Consider the following 23228-nt stretch of genomic DNA (forward strand, 5'->3'; position numbering starts at 1 on the left):
CCATGCGCCCCCCGGATGCACCCCGCTCCACCGATCGTCCGGGATCTTCCGAAAACCGGGCTGCGAACGCCGCAAAAACGTACTATTCGGCTTATCCGTCGTATCCGACCTGGAACCCACCGACTCCATGCCATGGGGGTAGCCACATGCCAGGCGCCATTTATGCCGAAGGTCTGGTGAAGACCTTCGGCGAGGTGAGGGCACTGGACGGCGTCGATCTCGACGTTCCCGAAGGAACCGTCCTCGGAATGCTCGGCCCGAACGGTGCCGGCAAAACCACCGCCGTGCGGGTCCTGACGACCCTGCTCCGACCCGACCGGGGCACGGCGCGGGTCGCCGGCATCGATGTCCTCGCGCACCCCGACGCGGTGCGCCGCTCCATCGGCCTGTCCGGTCAATTCGCCGCCGTCGACGAGTACTTGACCGGCCGGGAGAACCTCGTGATGGTCGGCCGGCTCTACCAGATGGGCGGGCGCGCGGCCAAGCGCCGGGCCGAGGAACTGCTGGAGCGGTTCAACCTCGGCGACGCCGCCGACCGCACCGCCAAGACCTACTCCGGCGGGATGCGCCGCCGGCTCGACCTCGCCGCCGCCCTGGTCGTCAGCCCGCCCGTGATGTTCATGGACGAGCCGACCACCGGCCTGGACCCGCGCAACCGCCAGGCACTCTGGGACGTCATCCAGGAACTGGTCGCCGGCGGCACCACCCTGCTGCTCACCACCCAGTACCTGGAGGAGGCCGACCGGCTCGCGCACGACATCTGCGTCGTGGACCACGGCAAGGTCATCGCCCGCGGCACCTCCGACCAGCTCAAGGCCCGCACCGGCGGCGAGCGGATCGAGGTGGTGGTGCACGCCGCCGACCACCTCACCGTGGCGGAAGGGGTGTTGCGCGCGGTCGCCAAGGGGGAGGGTGCGGTCGATCCGCACACCCGGAGGCTCACGTTCCCGGTGGCCGGCGGCGCCAAGCTGCTCGCCGAGGTCATCCGCGAACTGGACACTCGCGGGGTGGAGATCGACGACATCGGGCTGCGCCGCCCGACCCTCGACGACGTCTTCATCGCGCTGACCGGGCACGCCGCCGAGGTGGCGGAGAACGGCGACGGCACGGGGAACGGGAACGGCACGGGAGGCGCGCGCGGCAACCGGGCCGGCGCGGCCACGACGAAGGAGGGTGTGCGATGAGTGCGGTCGGTCACGCGGCCGATGAGGCCCCCACCCGGACCCCGCGGTCGCGCGGCGGCCTCACGCGGTCCGTGCGCGACTCCCTGGTGGTCGCCCAGCGCAATCTGATCCGGATGCTGCGCATCCCCGAGGTCGTGATCTTCGGACTGATCCAACCGATCATGTTCGTGGTGCTGTTCACCTATGTCTTCGGCGGATCCATCGCCCTCCCCGGTGCCCAGGCCGGCGACACCCAGGCGTACCGGGAGTTCCTGATGGCCGGGATCTTCGCGCAGACCGTCACGTTCGCCACCGCCGGTGCCGGCGCGGGCATCGCGGACGACATGCACAAGGGGCTGATCGACCGGTTCCGCTCGCTGCCGATGTCCCGCGGTGCGGTGCTCACCGGCCGGACCCTCGCCGACCTGGTGCAGACCGCGCTGACCCTGGTGGTGCTGGCGGTGGTCGCGCTGCTGATCGGCTGGCGCAGTCACGAGAACCCGGCGAGCGTGCTGGCCGGCTTCGCGCTGCTGCTCCTGCTCGGCTACGCCTTCTCCTGGATCGGCGCGCTCATCGGCCTCTCGGTCCGCACGCCCGAGGCCGCCACCTCCGGCGGGCTGATCTGGCTCTTCCCGCTGACGTTCATCTCCAACGCCTTCGTACCGGTCAACGGCATGCCGGCGGTCCTCCAGCACATCGCGGAGTGGAACCCGTTCAGTGCCACGGTCGCCGGCGCCCGGCAGCTGTTCGGCAACACCATCGACAGCGTGCCCCGGTCGGTGACCGGTGCCTGGCCGATGGAGCACCCGGTGCTGGCCTCGGTGATCTGGTCCGTCCTGATCATCGCGGTCTTCCGCACACTGGCGGTCCGCAAGTACCGCTCGGCGACCGCCTGAGGTCCCCGGCGGCCCGCCCGCACACGCGGAAGCGGCCCGGAGCCGTGTGCTCCGGGCCGCTTCCGCTGCGCTTGATCTCCGTGCGCCCCGAGGCTCAGCCGGTGTAGGGCTTGGCGTCGAGGATCTTCACGGACGCCTTCTTGCCGTTGGGCAGCTCGTACTCGGCGTCGGCACCGATCTTCTTGCCGTTCACGCCGGTCCCCAGGGGCGACTGCGGGGAGTAGGTCTCGATGTCCTCGCTCGCGTACTCCCGCGAGGCCAGCAGGAACTCCAGGGTGTCGTCCGGGTCCCCGTCGAACGCGATGGTGACGACCATGCCGGGAGCGACCACGCCGTTCGCCGCGGGGGCCTCGCCGACCTTCGCGCTCTCCAGCAGCTGCTTGAGCTGACGGACGCGGAGCTCCTGCTTGCCCTGCTCTTCCTTGGCCGCGTGGTACCCGGCGTTCTCCTTCAGGTCACCTTCCTCGCGGGCCGCCTGGATCTTCTCGGTGATCTCGGCGCGTGCGGGACCAGACAGGTACTCCAGCTCCTTCTTGAGCTGGTCATACGCCTCCTGGGTCAGCCAGGTGACGTTCTCACTGGTCTGGGTCACAGGTGCTCCTCGTCGGTACTGGGGATAAATCAAACGCCCTACCAGGAAGGTTTGCGCCTTCACAGGTGGGCGAAACCACGAGCCTAACAATTCCGGCACAAAAGGGGGAAGAGGAAATTCACAGTGGTTGCACGAGAGTGCATCGCCGCTGATCAGAGACGATCGGACGGGACACGGGGGTCGGCCGTTCGAGTCACCGGGATCTTGCGGACGGTGAGTGCCGGGGGTGCGCCGCGGCGGTCAGCCGGTGCCGGCCGCGGAGCCCGTGCAGCCGACCAGGATGGCGTTGGTCGCCCGCTTCGTCGTCCGCACCGTGACCTCGGTGTCGACCTGTCCGGTGCGCTGGTCGATGGTCACGTCCTTGCGGCCGACCTCGGAACCGTCGGTGGCCTGTGAACGCAGCGTGCACACCCCGGTATCGTCCGCGCCCTTGACCACTTCGAGGTGGACCTTGACCTCATGGTCGGAGACCGCGTCCCAGGTGATGATCCGGCCGCTGAGGTCCTGCCCGGAGATGTACGAGACGCCCAGCCAGCCGACCACGCCGAGCAGCGCCACGCCGAGCACCGCCCCGATGATCTTGAGCTTGCGGTCCGCGCGCTGGTCGGCGGAACGGCCGTAGCGTCCGTCCGGGAGCCCTTCGCGCACCGCGGTCATGATCCATCCTCCTGGTAGGGGACCGGGAAGCCATCAGACCCCTGAGGGGTCCCCGCCCCAGGGAATACAGCGCCCCCTCGCTTCGGTCACTATAGGAGGCATCTTCTCCGGCCTTTCACTGAGGATCGAGTCTTGACTGAGCAGCTGCGATTGATGGCGGTCCACGCACACCCCGACGACGAGTCGAGCAAGGGTGCGGCCACCATGGCCAAGTACGTGTCCGAGGGGGTGGACGTGCTGGTCGTCACCTGCACAGGCGGCGAGCGAGGCTCCATCCTCAACCCCAAGCTCCAGGGGGACCCGTACATCGAGGAGCACATCCACGAGGTACGCCGGAAGGAAATGGACGAGGCCCGGGAGATCCTGGGCGTCAAGCAGGAGTGGCTGGGCTTCGTCGACTCCGGGCTCCCCGAGGGCGACCCGCTGCCGCCGCTGCCGGACGGCTGCTTCGCCCTCCACGACGTCGAGGCCGCGGCCGAGCCCCTGGTGAAGCTGATCCGGAAGTTCAAGCCGCAGGTCATCACGACCTACGACGAGAACGGCGGCTACCCGCACCCGGACCACATCATGACCCACAAGATCACGATGGTGGCCTTCGAGGCGGCCGGCGACCCGGCGAAGTACCCGGAGGCCGGCGAGCCCTGGCAGCCGCAGAAGCTCTACTACAACCAGGGCTTCAACAAGCCGCGGACCATCGCGCTGCACGAGGCGCTGCTGGAGCGCGGCATGGAGTCGCCCTACGGCGAGTGGCTGGAGCGGTGGAAGCAGTTCGAGCGGCGCGAGCGCACGCTGACCACCTACATCCCCTGCGCCGACTTCTTCGAGATCCGCGACAAGGCACTGATCGCCCACGCCACCCAGATCGACCCCGACGGCGGGTGGTTCCGGGTGCCGATGGACATCCAGCGCGAGGTCTGGCCGACGGAGGAATACGAGCTCGCGAAGTCGCTCGTGGACACTTCGCTCCCCGAGGACGACCTCTTCGCGGGCATCCGCAACAATTGAGCCCATGATGAGCGCGACCAGCACCCTCGCCCTGACGCACTTCGTCACCCTTGCCGACAGCTTCGACAAGGACAAGGTGACCCCCGGCGTCCTCGGCTTCATCGTCTTCGCGGTCATCGGCGGTGCCGTATGGCTGCTGATGAAGTCCATGAACAAGCACATGCGCAAGGTGGACTTCGAGGAGACCCCCGAGGACGGTCAGGCGGGCAGCACCGCCCCGGCCGCCGCGGCCCCGAAGCCGAAGACCAGCTGACAGCCCGGCGCCGGGCCGCGGATGCGGCGCACGGCGCACGGGCACGAGGACCGGGTGGCGGTCAGTGAACCGGCCGTCTGGCAGCGGCCGGCCGACCGGCCCGGCGGCTCGCTGACCCAAGCGGTCGGCGAGCCGTGCCGCGGGCCGGACGCCGCGGCTGCGGGCCGGCGTGGACCGGCACCGTCACTCCGTCGTCGCGGACACCGCCATGACCTCCCTGGCGTGGCGGTCCGGCACCATGCCCAGCCGCCAGCCCTGCCATCCCGACTCCGGCTCCACCCCGCGCTCCAGCAGCAGCGCGAAGGTCTGCGCCGAGTCCGCCAGCTTGGCGTCCCGGCCGTCGTGCCGCTCCCGCACGAGCTGCGCCAGCTCCTCCTGCGCCACCGCCGAGCCGACCACCGAACCGCCCGGTGAGGCGAACGGCAACAGCGTGCACCGCAGGAACCGCGCCCAGTCCTCACCGCGCCGGTCGCCGTAGCCCGCGAAGAGCTGCGCGGCCTCGTCGGCCAGCGCCAGCGCCTGGGCCGTCCGGCCGTTGCCCGCGTCGACGATCACCAGCTCCAGTACGGACCACGCCTCGCCGTGCGCCACCCCGATCCGCTGGAAGTCCTTCCGGGCGTCCTGGAGCAGCTGGCGGGCGAAGCCGCTGTTGCGCAGCGAACCCGTCTGCTCGGCCCGCAGGTCCCGGGTCACCCGGCCCGCGTGGTGCCGGGCGCAGGCCAGGCCGTAGGCGTCCTGCATCCGGCTGAACATGTTCCGCGCGCGCTCCAGCTGCCGCAGTGCCTCGTCGCGCTCACCGCGCTCCTCCAGCGCCTGGCCCAGGTAGTACATCGTCCACGCCTCACCGCGGGCGTCCTCGTGCTGGCGGTGCAGCGGCTGCGCCTGGCGCAGCCGGTCCACGGCCGGGCCGGTGTCGCCGGCCACCAGGCGGGCCCGCGCCAGCTGGGTCATCGCCCAGGCCGTGCCGCGGTCGTCGTGCGTGTGGCCGTACAGCTCCAGTGCGGCGCCGAGCGCGGCCTCGGCGCCCGGCACATCGCCCCGGCGCAGATGCACCTGGCCGAGCTGGAAGTGCGCCCACGCCTGGCCGTGCAGGCTCTCGCTCTCCTCATGGAGGGCCAGCGACTCCCGCAGCATCTCCAGCGCCTCGGGGAGCCGGGCGCGGTCCCGCTCCACCGCCGCCAGGGCGTGCAGCGTCCAGGCGCGGTCGCCGCGCATCTCGGGGCCGGTCTGGAGGTCCAGCGCCTCCCGCAGCTTGGCCGCGGCCTCGGTGAGACTGCCCTGCTGCTGGAGCGTGATGCCCAGATCGCGCAGCGCGCGGGCGGCGCCCACCGGGTGCTGCGCCTCGAAGTAGAGATCGACCACCGACGACAGCGTCGTCCGGGCCCGGTCCAGCTCGCCGAGCTGGCGGGCCGCGACGCCGGTGCGCCACTGCACCGAGCGCACCAGCAGACCCTGGCCGGCGGCCCGGGTCAGTTCGCTCAGCTCGCCCAGGCGGTAGAGGTCGCCGCGCAGCAGGCAGTAGTCGCACAGCGCGCCCAGCAGGTGCGAGACGGTGTCCTGGTCGACGTCCTGATCGGCGTGGCGCAGGGCGGCGGTGATGAAGCTGGTCTCGTCGTCCAGCCACTGCAGGGCCGCGTCCAGGGACGCGAAGCCGTGCGGGCCGAAGCGGTCGGCGCGGGTGGACGTATTGCCGTCGACCAGCCGGATCACCGCGTCCGCCAGTTCCGCATAGCCGCGGATCAGCCGCTCCTGGGCCGCGGCGCGCTCGGCCGGCTCCTCCTCGACGGCCAACCGGGCGTGCGCGAAGCGGTGCACCAGGGGGTGCAGGCGGTAGCGCGCGCCGCGGACGTGCTCGATCAGCCCGGCCTCGGCCAGCGCCGTCAGCTGGCGCTTCGCCTCCGCGTCCGGGACGCCCAGCAGCGCCGCCGCGGCGGCCACCCCCAGGCTCGCCCGGCCCACCAGGGCCAGCCGGCGCAGCAACTGCCGGGCCTGCGGCGGCTGGTCGGCGTAGCGCAGCGACAACGCCCGCTCCACCGGCGCCGCTTCGTCGACCGCCGCCAGCTCCCGGGCGAGCACCGCGGGGGAGCGGCTGCCCAGCGAGGAGCCGGCCACCCGCAGCGCCAGCGGCAGTCCGGCGCACAGCTCGGAGATCCGGTCGATCGACTGCGCGTCGTACGGTGCCGTGCCGTCCGCCGGGGCCTCCCCGGCGGGCGCCGCCGTCCGCAGGAGTTCCTCGGTGCCCGCCGCGTCCAGCGCCGCCACCGGGAGGTGGTGCACCCGCGCCAGAAGGTCCGCGGGAAGTTCCAGCGGCGTGCGGGAGGTGACCAGGATCAGGCTCTCGGAGCGGTCCGGCACCAGGGCCCGGACCTGCTCGGCGTCCGAGGCGTCGTCCAGCAGCAGCGTCACCGGGAGGCCGGTCAGATGCTGGTGGTAGACCTCGGTGAGTCGTTTGACGTGCTGCTCCTGGGAGGGGCGCTCGCGGAACAGCAGTTGTTCGCGCGGCGCGCCCAGGCGGTTGAGCAGGTGCAGCAGGGCGTCCCGGGTCGGCAGTGGCACCTCGCCCGGGGTGTCGCCGCGCAGATCCACCAGACACGCGCCGCGGAACTGATCGCGCAGCTGGTGCGCCGCGCGCACCGCCAGCGCCGTCCGCCCCGAGCCCGGCTCGCCGTGCAGCACCACCACGATCGGCCGGGTCTCGGTGCTCGCCCGGCCGGCCTGCACCCACTGGGCGAGCTGCGCCAGCTCCGTCCGGCGCCCGGCGAACGGGCCGTCTGGCTGCGGGAGTTGGGCGAAGGACCGCTCCAGGACCGAGCGCCGACGGGCCGCCGCGCTGCGGTCCGCGCCGCGCAGCTGCGGCCCCCGGGTGCCCTTCCCCGCCGGCCGGGCGGTGGACGAACCGCCGCCTCGGGATGCCGCGGACAGCATCCGCTGCTGGTCGAGGAACGGCCGGATGCCCCGCACCTCCAGTGCCGTCAGCCACTGGAGCCGCAACTGCTCGGGCCCGCCGGGCTGGCCCCGCATCCCGGCGTGGCGGTGCTCCGCCGGGAGATGGCCTGCGGTCAGCTTCACGACCGCGGCCGCCGCGCCCGCCACCAGCGCCGCGGCGCCCGCCCCGAGCGCCGGGCCGCCGCCCGTGCCCCACGCCAGGTCCGCACCGAACGCGGCCACCGCGGCCACCGCGGACGCCACCACCGGGGTGCCCAACTCCTTGCGCGACAGCCGCTCCCCGAGCGGCTGTCGGCCGGCCGCCGCCTCGTCCAGTGCGCGGACGTACGCCGCGTACTCCTCCTCCGCCGAGGCGGCCAGCTCGTCCAGCGCCGCCCGGGCCCGGCCGAGCAGCGCCGCGCCGTCGATCCGGCCGCCCGAGCGGCGCGCCTCCTCCTCGACGGTCCGCGCCAGCAGCCCGTCCGCTTCCTTCCGGTGGCCGTCCCGCAGCCCAGCCAGTTCGCCCGGCATGCCCGTCCCCTCCAGCAGTCGCCAGTAGTCCTGGCGGTCCAGCAGTCGTCGGCGGATCACCGGAACCCGCCGCCGCGGCCCGCCCCCGGCGTGGTCATCGCCGTACGGACAGTGTTCCGCTCCCAGGCAGTTCCCGGCAGGGCTGTGGATAACTCCCGCCCCGCCCGGCACCCGCGGCCCAGAGGGGCAGGACGGCCTCATGCCGAACCACCTGGCTCATGAGACTTCCCCGTATCCGCTCCGGCACGCCGGCCCCCGGCGGTCGGACGGGGCGGTTCGGCGTTCTGTCCCGAGCCCCGGCTCCCGCGCCGACCGGACGCGACGTCAGGTGCCGGCGAGGTCCATGAGGTAGTGGCCGTAGCCGGAGGCGGAGTTGGCGACGAACTCCTTGCCGAGCGAGGCGAGCTGGTCCTCGTCGATGAAGCCCATGCGGAAGGCGACCTCCTCTATGCACGCCAGTCGGATGCCTTGGCGTTTGGCCAGGACCTGCACGAACAGCGCGGCGTCCATGAGGCTTTCGTGCGTACCGGTGTCGAACCAGGCGCAGCCGCGGCCGAGGTCGATCAGTCGGGCCTTGTTCCGCTCCACGAAGATCCGGTTCAGGTCCGTGATCTCCAGCTCCCCACGGGGGGAGGGCTTCAACCGGGTCGCGAGGTCGGCGGCCTCGTTGTCGTAGAAGTACATTCCGGTGACCGCCAGGTTGGAGCGGGGAGCCGGCGGCTTCTCCTCCAGCGAGGTGACCCGGCCCGCGTCGTCGATGGTGGCCACGCCGTACCGCTCGGGGTCCGCCACGCGGTATCCGAACAGGGTGCACCCGTCGAGCCGCGCGCGCTCCCGGCGCAGCGTCTCGGTGAGCGCGTTCCCGTAGAAGATGTTGTCGCCCAGGATGAGGGCGAACTGCTCGTCGCCGATGAAGTCGCGCCCGATCCGCAGCGCGTCGGCGAGGCCGCGCGGCCGGTCCTGGACGGCGTAGCTCAGCCGCAGCCCCAACCGGCTGCCGTCGCCGAGCAGGTCGCGGTAGTTCTCGATGTGCTCCGGGTTGCTGATGATGAGGATCTCCCGGATCTCCGCCAGCATCAGGACGGATAGCGGGTAGTACACCATCGGCTTGTCGTAGACGGGAAGCAACTGCTTCGACGATACGGCGGTGATCGGGTGCAGCCGGGTGCCCGACCCTCCCGCCAGGAGTATTCCGCGCATGTGTGTCTCCGTTTCGGTTGCCTGCTGTGCGGGAGGCCGGGCCGCGGCGTGGCCCTATGCCGCGGTGGCGCCGTCGCACAGCGGCTGCCACCACTGCGGGTTGTCGCGGTACCAGGCGATCGTGCGGGCGAGTCCGGTCTGGAACGGAACCTGCGGCGCGTACCCCAGTGCCCGCAGCTTGCCGTCGTCCATCGAGTAGCGGCGATCGTGGCCGGGGCGGTCGGGCACGTGCCGGACGCTCTCCTCGTCGGCCCCGCATGCCTGGAGGATGAGCTCGGTGAGGCGCAGGTTGGTGAGCTCCTCGCCGCCGGCGATGTTGTAGACCTCGCCCGGGAGGCCCTTCTCCAGCACCAGTTGGATGCCGCGGCAGTGGTCGTCCACGTGCAGCCAGTCGCGGATGCACAGTCCGTCGCCGTACAGCGGGACCGACCTGCCGCGCAGCAGGTTGGTCACGAACAGCGGGATGACCTTCTCCGGAAACTGGTACGGGCCGTAGTTGTTGCTGCACCGGGTGATGCTCACGTCGAGGCCGTAGGTGCGGGCGTAGGAGCGGGCGAGGAGGTCGGCGCTCGCCTTCGTCGCGGCGTAGGGCGAGTTGGGCAGCAGGGGGCTGTGCTCGGTCCATGAGCCGGTGTCGATCGATCCGTACACCTCGTCGGTCGACACATGGACCACCCGCCCGACCCCGGCCAGTCGTGCGGCCTCCAACACGGTGTGGGTGCCGCTGACGTTGGTCCGTACGAAGTCGTCGGCGCCGGAGATCGAACGGTCGACATGGGTCTCGGCGGCAAAGTTGACCACGGCGTCGTGCCCGGGCAGCAGATCGGCCAGGAGCGGGCCGTCGCAGATATCACCTTCAACGAAGGTGAAACCAGGGTGATCTCGGACAGGGTCGAGATTCGCCGGGTTCCCGGCGTAGGTCAGCTTGTCCAAAGCGGTGACCTTCACCTCGCCCGCCGAGGCGTAGGCCCCGGTCAGCAGCTTGCGAACGTAGTTGGAACCTATGAATCCGGCCGCACCGGTGACGAGTAGACGCACAGGGTCTCCTATGACCTGGGTGAGCGGTTCCTTCCTGGGCAAGCGCTCTCGGCTCGCCGTCACAGGGGAAGTTCCGCCTGTCTGGTGGTAGATGCCTGGGTTGGGAGGTTGGCAGGGGAATCGCAGGGCTTGTCCCATCGCCCTGATACGCATCCGGTAGACGGATCCGACGGGAGGGAGCCGCTGGGTCGGGTGTCAGCCGAATCACTCTGCGTGAACCGCGACCGGGTCGGGGAGTGGAGGCGGCCGGTGGCCGGACTCCATGGCGGAGGTCACACTCTCCGGGATGCGGCAGCCCGTCTCGGTGCGGGTTTCACCAGGTCCCGAGCGCTTCTCCCCCCTTCCAGCGCCCTGGGGACCACATCTGCCGCGGCGGCGACTGGCTGCGTCGACCCATCACGTTCCGGCCCGCTTCCGGTTGCGCCGCGCACACACATTAACCCCGGTGTCGCTTTCAGCGTAGGCCGGGAGAACCGGAAGGCGCACGGATGGAAGCGTTCCGGGCGGGCCGCGGATATGTTGCGTCGATCACTAATCGGCCGTTCGGTCTTTTTTCAAAAGAGGTGATTGCCTTTTGGCTGGCGGAACGCTTCCCATCCGGCGGTTCGTGGGCGGGGCGGCTGTCGGCCGGGGGCCGTGGCGCGACGGAGCCCCTGGTCGGCGCGCTGAGCCCGCTCGTCAACGGCCGTGGTCGGGAGTCCTGTTGGGGGACGAGATGCACCGTGTGTGACGCCCCGCGGGAGGTCGTCGAGTGTCGTGCGCGGCCCGTCCGTGCTCGAAGCGTCGGACGGAACCCACTGGTGCAGGAGGGGGTGCTTCCGGCAAGCTCTGCGCATCCTCGCCCACCGGGTCCACCGTTGAGTCGGGGGCGCCATCCGCACCCCTAGTGCGGCAGAAACTTTCCTCGGAAGTACGCTCGAAGTACGCCGAGTTCAACCACGAGCGCGACTGTCGGCGTGGGGCGGGAGAACGCGCTTCACCCGCCTCGACGAGCAATGGCGGATCCTATGCAAGGCCCGCTACCGCGCCAACCGGATCGGTCGAACGGTCGCCGCCGTTCACACCATCGAGATGGCCTGGTGAGCAGGGGAAAGTGTTCATTGACTCCCCCTGGGCTTGCTGTTAGGGTCGGCCAAAGGTTAACGAAGTTAATTGAACGACTTGGTTCTTAACCGGGGGATGCTTTGGCCATGCAGAGCTATGAGCTTTATGTCGACCTTATGAAAAAGGTTCTGGCGAACGTTATTTATGAGGACCGCCCGACTTTCCCGTTCGGGATGAATGTCCTCGATAAGGCTCAAGCAGACACCATGCGGCCCGGCGCGGAAGGCTCCGCGGAAAAGCGCGGGGTGTTCGACGTCGACCACCGAGCGGCTGGTCTGGACGTCCCGTCGGTCGCGCACACCATGATCGGAATGCGCCGCCTGGACAACATCCAGGAGTGCGTGGAGCAGGTGCTCCGCGACGGCGTGCCCGGCGACTTCATCGAGACCGGCGTGTGGCGCGGCGGCGCCTGCATCCTGATGCGGGCACTGCTCAAGGCGCACGGCGTGGAAGACCGAAATGTGTGGCTCGCCGACTCGTTCGCCGGTGTTCCGGTGACGTCCGACGACAGCCACCCGCTCGACCAGGGCATGGAGTTCCACAACCTGAACTGGGTGCTGAGCTGCTCCGAGGAGCAGGTTCGGGAGAACTTCGCCCGTTACGACCTGCTCGACGACCAGGTCAAGTTCCTGCCCGGCATGTTCGCCGACACGCTGCCGAGCGCACCGATCGAGAAGCTCGCGATCCTGCGGATGGACGGCGACCTGTACGAGTCGACCATGGACGCCCTGGTCAACATGTACCCCAAGCTCTCGGTCGGCGGGTTCGCGATCATCGACGACTACGCGATCCCGGCCTGTAAGCAGGCCGTTCACGACTACCGGAGCGAGCACGGCATCGACGAGCCGATCGAGACCGTGGACGTGACCGGCGTCTACTGGCGCCGCAAGCACTGAGCGCGGCCTCGCCCCGGCCTTGCCCGGGCTGATCTGATCTCCCCGATGTGGGTCCTTCGCGTGTGCACGGCGGAAGACGTCGCCGTGCACCGCGGCCCCTTGTCCGGCGCGTCCGGAATCTTTGTCGAACCCGAAATCCTCGATTCCCGCCCGTAGCGTGCGCTCCATGCGTGCCGATGACGGCGGTCGCTGTGCTCGCATTCGAGCCGGCGCTTCAGTCACCTTGTGGAACCGCTGATTCTGCGGGGCTTCAACCCTTCCCGGAAGTAGTCCGCGTATTCAAAGGCGCCGCATGTTGTACTGTCTGCCATGAATACCGCGCGTGCGTTTTCCGCATGCGTCGGGGGAGGTGTGACTATGAAACGCAATATTGGCGACCTCGCTATATTCGGCGGTTCTTCGGCATTCCTGCAGCCGCTTTATGTGGGGCGCCCCAATATCGGTGACCGATCTCGATTCTTCGATCGTGTGAACTGGGCGCTGGACCACCAGTGGCTGACCAACGGCGGACCGCTGGCGCGCGAATTCGAGCAGCGCGTGGCGGAACTGGCCGGGGTGCGGTACTGCGTATCGACCTGCAATGCGACCGTCGCCCTGCAACTCCTCGCCCGCGCCACGGATTTGTCCGGCGAGGTCATCATGCCGTCGCTGACCTTCCCCGCGACCGCGCACGCGTTCCGGTGGCTGGGCCTGACGCCGGTCTTCTGCGACATCGACCCGAGCACCGGCTGCCTGGACCCCGCACTGGTCGAGGCCGCGATCACTCCCCGTACCAGTGCGATCGTCCCGGTCCACCTGTGGGGCCGTCCGTGCGCGGTCGACGAGCTGGCGAAGGTCGCGGCAGACCACGGCGTGAAGCTGTTCTACGACGCCGCACACGGACTCGGCTGCACCTCGGAAGGCCGGCCGATCGGCGGGTTCGGGCAGGCCGAGGTGTTCAGCTTCCACGCCACGAAGGTGGTCAACGCCTTCGAGGGCGGCGCGGTGGTGACCGACGACGAGGAACTGGCCAGTCGGATCCGCGCGATGCACAACTTCGGGTTCGCCCAAGGGCGCGTCTCCACGGAGGTGGGCATCAACGGGAAGATGACCGAAGCCGCCGCCGCGATGGGCCTGACCTCACTCGACGCCTTCGAGGAAACGGTCCGCCAGAACGAGGCCAACTTCGACAGCTACCAGTCGGAGCTGGCCGACCTCGCCGGGCTGAAGGTCGTCGCCTTCGACCCCGAGGAGCGCAACAACTACCACTACCTGATCGTGGAAGTCGACGCCGCGGAGACCGGCGTCCACCGCGACCTGCTCGGCGACGTGCTCCGGTCGGAGAACGTGGTGTGCCAGCGGTACTTCTCCCCCGGATGCCACGAGATGGAGCCCTACCGCTCGGAGCGGCCGGTCACCCTGCCGCACACCGAGCGGCTCGCCCAGAAGGTGCTCGCCCTGCCCACCGGCCCCACCGTCTCCCGCGAGGACATCCGCCGGGTCTGCGACATCGTGCGGCTCACCGTGGAGCGGGGACACGAGGTGACCCGCCGGGCGAACGAGCGGGCGCAATCCACGGCCGGCGGCGAAGGCAAGGGGAGCAAATGACCACCGGCAGCGTGCCAGACACCACCGCCAGGCCCGATGACGTCGCCGTGATCGGGCTGTCCTGCCGACTGCCCGGCGCGGCCGACCCGGAGGCGTTCTGGCGGCTGCTCACCGGCGGCGAGAGCGCCGTCACCGCAACCGGGTCCGAGCGGTGGGACGCGGCCGCCGCGGAGGCGGAGCCCGCCCTCCGGTTCGGTGCGTTCCTGGACCGGGTCGACACGTTCGACGCGGCCTTCTTCGGCATCTCTCCACGTGAGGCCGAAGCCATGGACCCGCAGCAGCGGCTCATGCTGGAGCTCGGCTGGGAGGCGCTTGAGAACGCCGGCATCGTCCCGGCCGACGTCCGGGACAGCCCGCTCGGCGTCTTCGTCGGCGCGGCATCCGACGACTACGCCAAACTGCTGCACCGCGGTGGCGCCGAGGGCATCAACCAGCACACGCTGACCGGCTCGCACCGCAGCGCCCTGGCCAACCGGCTCTCCTACTTCCTCGGCGTACACGGCCCGAGCCTGGTCGTGGACACCGCCCAGTCCTCCGCGCTGGTCGCCGTCCACCTGGCGTGCGAGAGCCTGCGCCGCGGCGAGTCCACCCTGGCCCTGGCCGCCGGGGTGAACCTCAACCTGGCACCCGAAAGCGCGCTCGGCGCCGCCAGGTTCGGCGGCCTGTCGCCGGACGGCCGCAGCTTCACCTTCGACGAGCGGGCCAACGGCTATGTGCGCGGCGAGGGCGGCGGCGCGGTGCTGCTCAAGCCGCTCGCCGCGGCCGTCGCCGACGGCGATCCGGTCTACTGCGTCATCCGCGGCAGCGCGACCAACAACGACGGCGGAACCGAGAGCCTGACCGTCCCCAGCCCCACCGCCCAGCAGGCGGTGCTGCACGAGGCGTGCCGCCGGGCCGCGATCGCCCCGACCGACGTGCAGTACGTGGAGTTGCACGGCACCGGTACCCGGGTCGGCGACCCCATCGAAGCGGCCGCATTGGGCGCGGTGTTCGGCGCCGGACGGCCGGCCGGCGAACCGCTGCTGGTGGGTTCCGCGAAGACCAACGTCGGGCACCTGGAGGGCGCCGCGGGCATCGTCGGCCTCCTCAAGGCCGTACTGAGCGTGGCCCGCCGGGAACTCCCGCCGAGCCTGAACTTCCAGCAGCCCAACCCGCGCATCCCGCTGGCGGACCTCAACCTGAGGGTGCGCACCGAATCCGGCGCCTGGCCGTCGCCGGACCGCCAACTCGTCGCAGGCGTCAGCTCCTTCGGCATGGGCGGCACCAACTGCCACGTCCTGCTCGCGGAGTGGGCGACCGCGCCCGTCGAACCCGTCGCACACACCCGTTCCGTAGTGCCCTGGGTGCTGTCGGCACGCACCGAGCCCGCACTGCGGGCCCAGGCGCGACGGCTGCTCGACCACCTCGACACCACCCCCCAGGCCCAACCCCTCGACATCGCCCACGCGTTGGCGACCACCCGCACGACGTTCGAGCACCGCGCCGTCCTGCTCGGCACAGGCCACGAGGAGTTCTGCACCGGGCTCGCCGCGCTGGCCGACGGACGACCGGCGGCCGGAGTGCTGCAGGGCAAGGCCGCCCCCGGCCCGGTCGCCTACCTGTTCAGCGGCCAGGGCTCGCAGCGCGTCGGCATGGGCCGGGAACTCCACGCCGAACTCCCCGAGTTCGCCTCGGCGTTCGACGAGGTCTGTGCCGCGCTGGACGCCCACCTGGACCGCCCGCTCAAGCAGCTCGTGTTCGACGGCGATGCGGAACTGCTCGACCAGACCGGCTACACACAGCCCGCACTGTTCGCCATCGAGGTCGCGCTGTTCCGGCTGTTCGAGAAGTGGGGGGTGCGTCCCGACTTCGTCGCCGGACACTCCATCGGCGAGCTGGCCGCGGCGCATGTCGCTGGCGTGCTGAGCCTGCCGGACGCCGCCACCCTGGTGGCCGCGCGCGCCCGGCTGATGCAGGCACTGCCCGCCGGCGGGGCGATGGTGGCCGTCCAGGCATCCGAGGACGAGGTCCGGCCGCTGCTCTCCCCCGAGGTGGGCATCGCCGCGGTCAACGGACCCACCGCCACGGTGCTCTCCGGCGCCACCGACGCGGTCCTGGAGACCGCAGCACGGCTCGCCGCACAGGGCCGGAAGACCAAGCAGCTGCGGGTCAGCCACGCGTTCCACTCACCGCTGATGGACGCCATGCTGGCGGACTTCCGACAGGTGGCCGAAGCGCTCACCTACCACGCCCCGGCGCTTCCGGTGATATCCAACGTCACCGGCCGCCCAGCCGGTGACGGCGAACTGCGCACCCCCGACTACTGGGTGCGGCACGTGCGGGAAACCGTCCGGTTCCTCGACGGCGTCCGCTGGCTGGCGGACCAGGGCGTGACCACCCTGGTCGAGCTGGGCCCGGACGGCACCCTCACCGGAATGGCCAGGGACTGCGCACCCGACGCCTCCTGCGTGCCCGCGCTCCGCGCCGACCGGCCCGAACCGGCCGCGCTGAGCGCCGCGCTCGGCGCCCTGCACCTCAGCGGCCTGTCCCCGCACTGGCCCGCCGTCTTCGCCGGTACGGGGGCACGCCAGGTGCCACTGCCCACGTACGCGTTCCAGCGGCGCCGCTACTGGGCGGACGTGGCGGCCGACAGCTCCCCGATCCCGGTGGACCCGCCCGCGGCGCAGGAAACCGCATCGCCGCGGCAGCGCATCGACCAGCTGCCCGAGTCCGAACGAGCCCGGGCGCTACTGGACTTGGTGCGCACCCGGATCGCCGTCGTACTCGGCCATGACGCCGCCGAGGAGGTCGAGGTCGACCGACAGTTCCGGGACCTCGGCTTCACCTCGCTGACCTCCGTCGAGCTGCGCGACCAACTCAGCACGGCAACCGGACTGGCGCTCAGCCCGACCCTGCTGTTCGACTTCCCGACCCCGCAGGCCGTCGCCGACCGCCTGCTGGTCGAACTGTTCGGCACCGGAACCGAGAACGACGGCGACCGGCCGGCGGCAGCGGCCCCGGACGAACCCGTGGCGATCGTCGGCATGGCCTGCCGCTTCCCCGGCGACGTCGGCTCCCCGGAGGACCTGTGGCGGCTGGTCGTCACCGGTGGTGACGGCATCACCGAGTTCCCGACCGACCGCGGCTGGGACATCGAGGCGCTCTACGACCCGGACCCGGAGCAGCCCGGCAAGACCTACACGCGATACGGCGGATTCCTGCACGACGCCGGCGAGTTCGACCCGGCGTTCTTCGGCATCTCGCCGCGCGAGGCACAGGCGATGGACCCGCAGCAGCGACTGCTGCTGGAAACCTCGTGGGAGGCGCTGGAGCGGGCCGGAATCGCCCCGGCCACGCTGCGCGGCAGCAGGGCGGGCGTGTTCGTCGGCGCCATGTCCCAGGAGTACGGCCCCCGGCTGTACGAAGGCGCGGACGGACACGACGGCTACCTGCTCACCGGCAACACCGCCAGCGTCGCCTCCGGCCGCGTCGCCTACACACTCGGCCTCGAAGGCCCCGCGGTGACGGTGGACACGGCGTGCTCCTCGTCGCTGGTGGCGTTGCACCTGGCGGCCCAGTCACTGCGACAGGGGGAGTGCACCTTCGCGCTCGCCGGCGGCGCCGCGATCATGTCCGGCCCCGGCATGTTCGTCGAGTTCAGCCGCCAGCGCGGACTCGCCGCCAACGGCCGCTGCAAGGCGTTCTCGGCGTCCGCCGACGGCACCGCCTGGGCCGAGGGCGTGGGCATGCTGGCGCTGGAGCGGTTGTCTGACGCACGTCGGAACGGGCATCCGGTGCTGGCGGTGCTGCGGGGTTCCGCGGTGAACCAGGACGGTGCGTCCAATGGTCTGACGGCGCCGAACGGTCCGTCGCAGCAGCGGGTGATCCGCCAGGCATTGGCCAACGCGGGCCTCGACGCCTCGGACGTGGACGCGGTGGAGGCACACGGCACCGGCACCAGCCTCGGCGACCCGATCGAGGCCCAGGCGCTCCTGGCCACCTACGGCCAGGAGCGCGAACGGCCCGTGTGGCTGGGATCGTTGAAGTCCAACATCGGACATGCCCAGGCCGCGGCCGGCGTCGGCGGCGTGGTGAAGATGGTGTTGGCGATGCGGCACGGTGTGCTGCCGAAGACCCTGCACGTGGACGAGCCGACGTCCAAGGTCGACTGGTCCGCGGGTGCGGTGTCGTTGCTGACCGAGCAGGTCGCGTGGCCGCGGACGGATGCGCCGCGGCGGGCCGCGGTGTCGTCGTTCGGGATCAGCGGCACGAATGCGCATGTGATTCTGGAGGAGGCACCGCCGCAGGCTGACGCGGAGCCCGTTGCGGCATCGACGGGTGCGGCGCCGGTGGGTGTGGTGCCGTGGGTGGTCTCGGGCAAGACCGAGGCCGCGCTGCGTGCACAGGCGTCCCGCTTGCTGTCGTACGTGGACTCGATGCCCGAGCTGGACCCGGTGGATGTGGGTTTCTCGCTCGCTGCGGGGCGTGCTGCTTTTGAGCATCGTGCTGCGGTGGTCGGTGCTGACCTGGCTGCCTTCCGTGGCGGTCTGGCTGCGCTGGCGGATGCGACTGCGGCGCCTGGTGTGGTGCAGGGCGTTGCGGGTGCTGGTGACCGTGCGGTGTTCGTTTTCCCTGGTCAGGGTTCGCAGTGGGTGGGCATGGCGGTGGAGCTTCTGGGCTCCTCGCCGGTGTTCGCGGAGTCGATGCGGGCGTGCGCTGAGGCTCTTGCGCCGCACGTCGAGTGGTCGTTGTTGGATGTGCTGGGCGATGCTGAGGCGTTGGAGCGGGTTGATGTTGTTCAGCCTGTGCTGTTTGCGGTGATGGTGTCGCTGGCGGCGTTGTGGCGTTCGTACGGTGTTGAGCCGGCCGCTGTGGTGGGCCATTCGCAGGGTGAGATCGCTGCCGCGTGTGTGGCGGGTGCGTTGTCGCTTGATGATGCTGCGCGGGTGGTGGCGTTGCGGAGCAAGGCGCTGCTCGCCCTGTCCGGTCGTGGCGGGATGGTGTCCGTCTCCCTCCCCGCAGGTGAGGTCGCCGATCGCGTTGAGCGTTGGGACGGTCGGATCTCCATCGCCGCCGTCAACGGCCCGGGTTCGATCGTCGTCTCCGGTGACGTCGATGCACTGGATGAACTCCTTGCCGATTGTGAGGAGTCTGGGGTTCGGGCTCGTCGCATCCCGGTGGACTACGCGTCCCACTCGGCGCATGTGGAGGAGATCCGCGACGAACTCCTGACCATCCTGTCCGACATCACCCCGCGCCCGTCGCAGGTGCCGTTCTTCTCGACGGTGTCGGTGGAGCGGATCGACACCAGTGTGCTGGATGCCGAGTACTGGTACCGGAATCTTCGGCAGACGGTTCGGTTCGAGGAGACCGTGCAGCTGCTCGCCGAGCAGGGCCACCGGCTCTTCGTGGAGTCCAGTGCGCACCCGGTGCTGGCGATGGGTATCCAGGAAACGTCCGAGCAGATCGTGGCCCTGGGGTCCCTGCGGCGTGATGAAGGTGGCCTGGACCGGTTCCTGCTGTCGCTGGCCGAAGCCCACGTGCGCGGGGCGACCGTCGACTGGACGGCCGTGTTCCCCGGCGCTCGCCGCGTGGACGACCTGCCCACCTACGCCTTCCAACGTCAGCGTTACTGGCTGAATGCTCGGGGGGCACAGGCCGTGAATGTGTCGTCGGTCGGGCTGCGGGAGGCCGGGCATCCGTTGCTGGGTGCGGCGGTGGAGCTGCCGGACTCCGGCGGCGTGGTGCTGACCGGTCTGCTGTCCCTGGCCACCCATCCGTGGCTGGCCGACCACGGGGTGCGGGACTCGGTGCTGTTGCCGGGCACTGCGTTCCTGGAGCTCGCCATCCGCGCCGGTGACCAGGTGGGTTGCGACCGGGTGGCGGAACTGACGCTTGAGGCGCCGTTGGTGCTGCCGGCGCACGGCGGCATCGCGCTACGGGTGTCGGTGGGTGCCGACGACGGATCCGGGACGCGTACGTTGGCGGTGCACGCCCGGAGCGAGGACGACGCGGCGGAGCCGCAGTGGGTCCGGCACGCTACGGGTGTGCTTGCCAGCGGCCCGACCGACGCCTTCGACCTGAGCGTCTGGCCGCCCGCGGGAGCGGTCGCGGTGGACTGGGACGGCGGTTACGACCGTTGGACGGAGCTGGGTTACCGCTACGGTCCCGCGTTCCAGGGCCTGAAGTCGTGGTGGCGCTCGGGCGAGGACATCTTCGCCGAGGTGGAGTTGGCGCCCGAACTCGCGCCGGATGCCGCCCGGTTCGGACTGCATCCCGCGTTGCTGGACGCCGCCCTGCACGCCGTGGTGGGGGAGGGGCCGGAGTGCCGTCTGCCGTTCGTCTGGAGCGGGGTTTCCCTCCAGGCGACCGGTGCCACGGCGGCCCGCGTGATGATTTCGCCCGCGGGGCCGGACGCGGTGTCGTTGCGGTTGGCCGATGTGGCCGGACGCCCGGTGGCGTCGGTGGAGTCCCTGGCGCTGCGGCCCATGGCGGCTGACCAGGTGCGGACCGGTCTGCCCGAGGCGCTGTTCCGGGTGGACTGGAACGAGCTGGCACCGCCGTCCGAGCCTGCGGGCCGGATCGGTTCGTGGGCGCTGATCGGTGCCGATGAGTTCAAGCTCGGCGTGGCACTGGGCGACCTGGAGACCTTCGGCGACATCGGTGCGCTCCCCCATGGGGCCGTGCCGGACGTGGTGCTGGCGGCCTGTGTCGACGACTTCGGGCTGCCCGTCGCGGAGGCGACGCACCGTGCCGTCGCGCGTGCGCTCGAACTGGTCCAGGCATGGTTGGCCGACGAGCGGTTCGCCGACTCGCGGTTGGTCTTCCTCACCCGCGGCGCGGTGGCCGCCGAGCCCGGTAAGGGCGTGCTCGACCTGGTCAACGCCCCGGTGTGGGGTCTGGTCCGGTCGGCGCAGGCGGAGAATCCCGGCCGGTTCGTGCTCGTCGACCTCGACGACCACGACGTGTCCGCCGCGCTGCCCGCCGCGCTGGCCGGCGACGAGCCCCAACTCGCCATACGTGAAGGAGTGTTGTACGCGCCGCGGTTGGGTCGGCCGACTGCGGACGAGACGTTGACGCCCCCGCAGGGCTCGACGACCTGGCGGCTGGACATCACGGACAAGGGCACGCTGGAGAACCTGGCGCTGGTCGACCTTCCGGAGGCGTCGCGGCCGCTGGCGGACGGCGAGGTGCGCGTCGACATACGCGCGGCCGGTGTGAACTTCCGCGACGTGGTGCTGGCCCTGGGCATGGTGCCCGACCAGGAAGTGCTGGGCAGCGAGGGTGCGGGCGTCGTGCTGGAGGTCGGGCCGGGAGTGACCGGTCTCGCCCCCGGCGACACCGTGATGGGCCTGTTCACGGGTGCGTTCGGCCCGGTCGCGATCGCCGATCGTCGGCTCCTGGTCAAGATGCCGTCGGGTTGGTCGTTCGCGCAGGCGGCCTCGGTGCCGGTGGTGTTCCTCACCGCGTACCACGCACTGCGGCACGACGCCGGAGTGCGTGCGGGTGAGTCGGTGCTGATCCATTCCGCCGCGGGTGGTGTGGGGATGGCCGCGGTGCAGCTCGCGCGGCATTGGGGTGCCGAGGTCTTCGGGACCGCGAGCCCGGGCAAGTGGGATGTGCTGCGTTCGCTGGGTCTCGATGACGCGCACATCGCGTCGTCGCGCACCCTCGACTTCGCGGACAAGTTCTCCTCGGGCCTGGATGTGGTGCTGAACTCGCTGGTCAGGGAGTTCGTGGACGCCTCGCTGCGGCTGCTGCGGAACGACGGCCGGTTCGTCGAGATCGGCAAGACAGACATCCGCGACGCCGACGAGGTCACCGCCGCGCACCCTGGCGTGCGCTACCGCGTCTACGACCTGTTGACCACCGACCCCGATCTCGTCGCCGAGATGTTGGGTGAGTTGGTGGGGTTGTTTGGTCGTGGTGTGTTGCGGCCGTTGCCGGTGCGGGGTTGGGATGTGCGGCGTGCTCCGGAGGCGTTGCGTTTCTTGAGTCAGGCGCGGCATGTGGGCAAGTTGGTGTTGACGGTGCCGCGTGGGGTGGATCCGGAGGGGACTGCGCTGGTCACGGGTGCTACTGGTGTGTTGGGTGGGTTGGTGGCCCGGCATCTGGTGGTGGAGCACGGTGTGCGTCGGTTGGTGTTGGTGGGTCGGCGGGGGTTGGGGGCGCCGGGTGCTGAGGAGTTGGTTGCGGAGCTGACGGGGTTGGGTGCGTCGGTGTCGGTGGCGGCGTGTGATGCGGCTGATCGTGATGAGTTGGCTGGGGTGTTGGCGGGGATTTCGCGGGAGCATCCGTTGACTGCGGTGGTGCATGCGGCGGGTGTGTTGGATGACGGTGTGGTGGGGTCGTTGTCTGCGGAGCGGTTGGCTGCGGTGTTGCGGCCGAAGGTGGATGCGGCGTGGAATCTGCATGAGTTGACGGCTGGTCTTGATCTGTCGTTGTTTGTGTTGTTCTCGTCGGTGTCGGGGACGTTGGGTGGTGCGGGGCAGGCGAATTACGCGGCGGCGAATGTGTTTCTTGATGGGTTGGCTGCGCATCGTCGTGCGTTGGGTTTGTCGGGTGTGTCGTTGGCGTGGGGGTTGTGGGCTCGTTCGAGTGGGATGACGGGGCATCTTGGGGATGTCGATGTGCAGCGGATGACGCGGGTTGGTGTGGGTGCGTTGTCGGTTGAGGAGGGTCTGGCGTTGTTCGATGCGGCGATCGGACGGCCCGAGGCCACTGTCGTACCGATGCGCCTGGACACCCGAACCCTGCGGTCGCAGGACCAGGTCCCCGCGCTGATGAGCGGCATCGTCCGCGGCACCACCCGCCGTACCGCCGCCGCCGTTGCGACGCAGCAGGCGGACGCCTCCTCGCTGGCCGGGCGCCTGTCCGGACTCTCCGAAGTGGACCGCCAGCAAGTGGTGTTGGACCTGGTGTGCGAGCACACCGCCACCGTGCTGGGCCACGGCACCGCCTCCTCGGTGGACGCCAGCCAGGCGTTCAAGGAGCTGGGCTTCGACTCGCTGACCGCAGTCGAACTGCGCAACCGCCTCAACGCGGCCACCGGCCTGCGGCTGCGCGCCACCCTGGTGTTCGACCACCCCACCCCGGCCGCACTCGCCGCCCACCTGCGGGCCGAACTGCTGCCGGAGGAGGCACCGGCAGCCGCCTCGGTGCTGACGGAGTTGGACCGGCTCGAACGCAGCTTCGCCGCACTGGACCCGGACGACGGCCTGCGCGCCGAAGTACGGGCACGGCTACAGGGCCTGCTGTCGAACGCACCGGAAGGCACCGAGGACGCGGACGCGGGTGTCGCGACGCGTCTGGAGTCGGCGACCACCGACGAGCTCTTCGACTTCATCGACAGCGAACTGGGGATGTCATGACCGGCAACCGCCGGACGGATCGGAACGTCGA

Annotated in this window: 12 protein-coding genes; 7 read left to right on the top strand and 5 right to left on the bottom strand. The window is 70.5% G+C overall.

Going from position 1 to position 23228, the window contains the following annotated elements; all coding sequences use genetic code 11:
* Positions 1–146 precede the first annotated feature (146 nt).
* Both JNO44_RS26965 and JNO44_RS26970 read left to right on the top strand, forming a co-directional pair.
* A complete protein-coding gene (locus JNO44_RS26965; protein ID WP_205366439.1) occupies positions 147–1184 on the top strand; it encodes an ATP-binding cassette domain-containing protein in 1038 nt (345 codons plus the stop codon).
* The gene (locus JNO44_RS26970) at positions 1181–2059 is read left to right on the top strand and encodes an ABC transporter permease (RefSeq protein WP_205366440.1); all 879 of its coding nucleotides are present in this window, start codon (positions 1181–1183) and stop codon (positions 2057–2059) included. Before JNO44_RS26965 ends, JNO44_RS26970 begins: the two co-directional genes overlap by 4 nt.
* A 94-nt stretch (positions 2060–2153) precedes the next feature.
* Here JNO44_RS26970 and greA read toward each other — a convergent pair whose 3' ends face one another.
* The gene (gene greA / locus JNO44_RS26975; RefSeq protein ID WP_039633310.1) at positions 2154–2651 is read right to left on the bottom strand and encodes a transcription elongation factor GreA; all 498 of its coding nucleotides are present in this window, start codon (positions 2649–2651) and stop codon (positions 2154–2156) included.
* Positions 2652–2891: 240 nt separating this feature from the next.
* Complete coding sequence (locus JNO44_RS26980; protein ID WP_205366441.1) at positions 2892–3308, bottom strand: DUF4307 domain-containing protein; 417 nt, start codon at positions 3306–3308, stop codon at positions 2892–2894.
* Between the two features lie 132 nt (positions 3309–3440).
* Between JNO44_RS26980 and mca the strand changes: the two genes are divergently transcribed.
* Complete coding sequence (gene mca / locus JNO44_RS26985) at positions 3441–4313, top strand: mycothiol conjugate amidase Mca (RefSeq protein WP_205366442.1); 873 nt, start codon at positions 3441–3443, stop codon at positions 4311–4313.
* A 4-nt stretch (positions 4314–4317) separates the two neighbouring features.
* Positions 4318–4566 (top strand): RAMP4 family protein, encoded by a 249-nt coding sequence (locus JNO44_RS26990; RefSeq protein WP_205366443.1) that lies wholly within the window; start codon positions 4318–4320, stop codon positions 4564–4566.
* Between the two features lie 183 nt (positions 4567–4749).
* On the opposite strand, the gene JNO44_RS26995 is transcribed toward JNO44_RS26990, so the two are convergent.
* The 3 genes from JNO44_RS26995 to rfbB form a co-directional block, all read right to left on the bottom strand.
* Positions 4750–8022, bottom strand: coding sequence for a tetratricopeptide repeat protein (locus tag JNO44_RS26995; protein WP_205370605.1), 3273 nt, complete (start codon positions 8020–8022; stop codon positions 4750–4752).
* 324 nt (positions 8023–8346) lie between these two features.
* Positions 8347–9222, bottom strand: coding sequence for a glucose-1-phosphate thymidylyltransferase RfbA (rfbA, locus tag JNO44_RS27000; RefSeq protein ID WP_205366444.1), 876 nt, complete (start codon positions 9220–9222; stop codon positions 8347–8349).
* 54 nt (positions 9223–9276) lie between these two features.
* On the bottom strand, positions 9277–10260 hold the full coding sequence (rfbB, locus tag JNO44_RS27005) for a dTDP-glucose 4,6-dehydratase (RefSeq protein ID WP_205366445.1): 984 nt from the start codon (positions 10258–10260) through the stop codon (positions 9277–9279).
* A gap of 1190 nt (positions 10261–11450) precedes the next feature.
* On the opposite strand from rfbB, the gene JNO44_RS27010 reads away from it, so the two are divergent.
* From JNO44_RS27010 to JNO44_RS27020, 3 genes are all read left to right on the top strand, one after another.
* The gene (locus tag JNO44_RS27010; protein WP_205366446.1) at positions 11451–12260 is read left to right on the top strand and encodes a TylF/MycF family methyltransferase; all 810 of its coding nucleotides are present in this window, start codon (positions 11451–11453) and stop codon (positions 12258–12260) included.
* A gap of 357 nt (positions 12261–12617) precedes the next feature.
* Complete coding sequence (locus JNO44_RS27015) at positions 12618–13847, top strand: dTDP-4-dehydro-6-deoxyglucose aminotransferase (RefSeq protein ID WP_205366447.1); 1230 nt, start codon at positions 12618–12620, stop codon at positions 13845–13847.
* A complete protein-coding gene (locus JNO44_RS27020; RefSeq protein WP_205366448.1) occupies positions 13844–23197 on the top strand; it encodes a type I polyketide synthase in 9354 nt (3117 codons plus the stop codon). Before JNO44_RS27015 ends, JNO44_RS27020 begins: the two co-directional genes overlap by 4 nt.
* Positions 23198–23228 lie beyond the last annotated feature (31 nt).

This window comes from Streptomyces noursei (assembly GCF_016917755.1).
Taxonomy (GTDB): domain Bacteria; phylum Actinomycetota; class Actinomycetes; order Streptomycetales; family Streptomycetaceae; genus Streptomyces; species Streptomyces yunnanensis.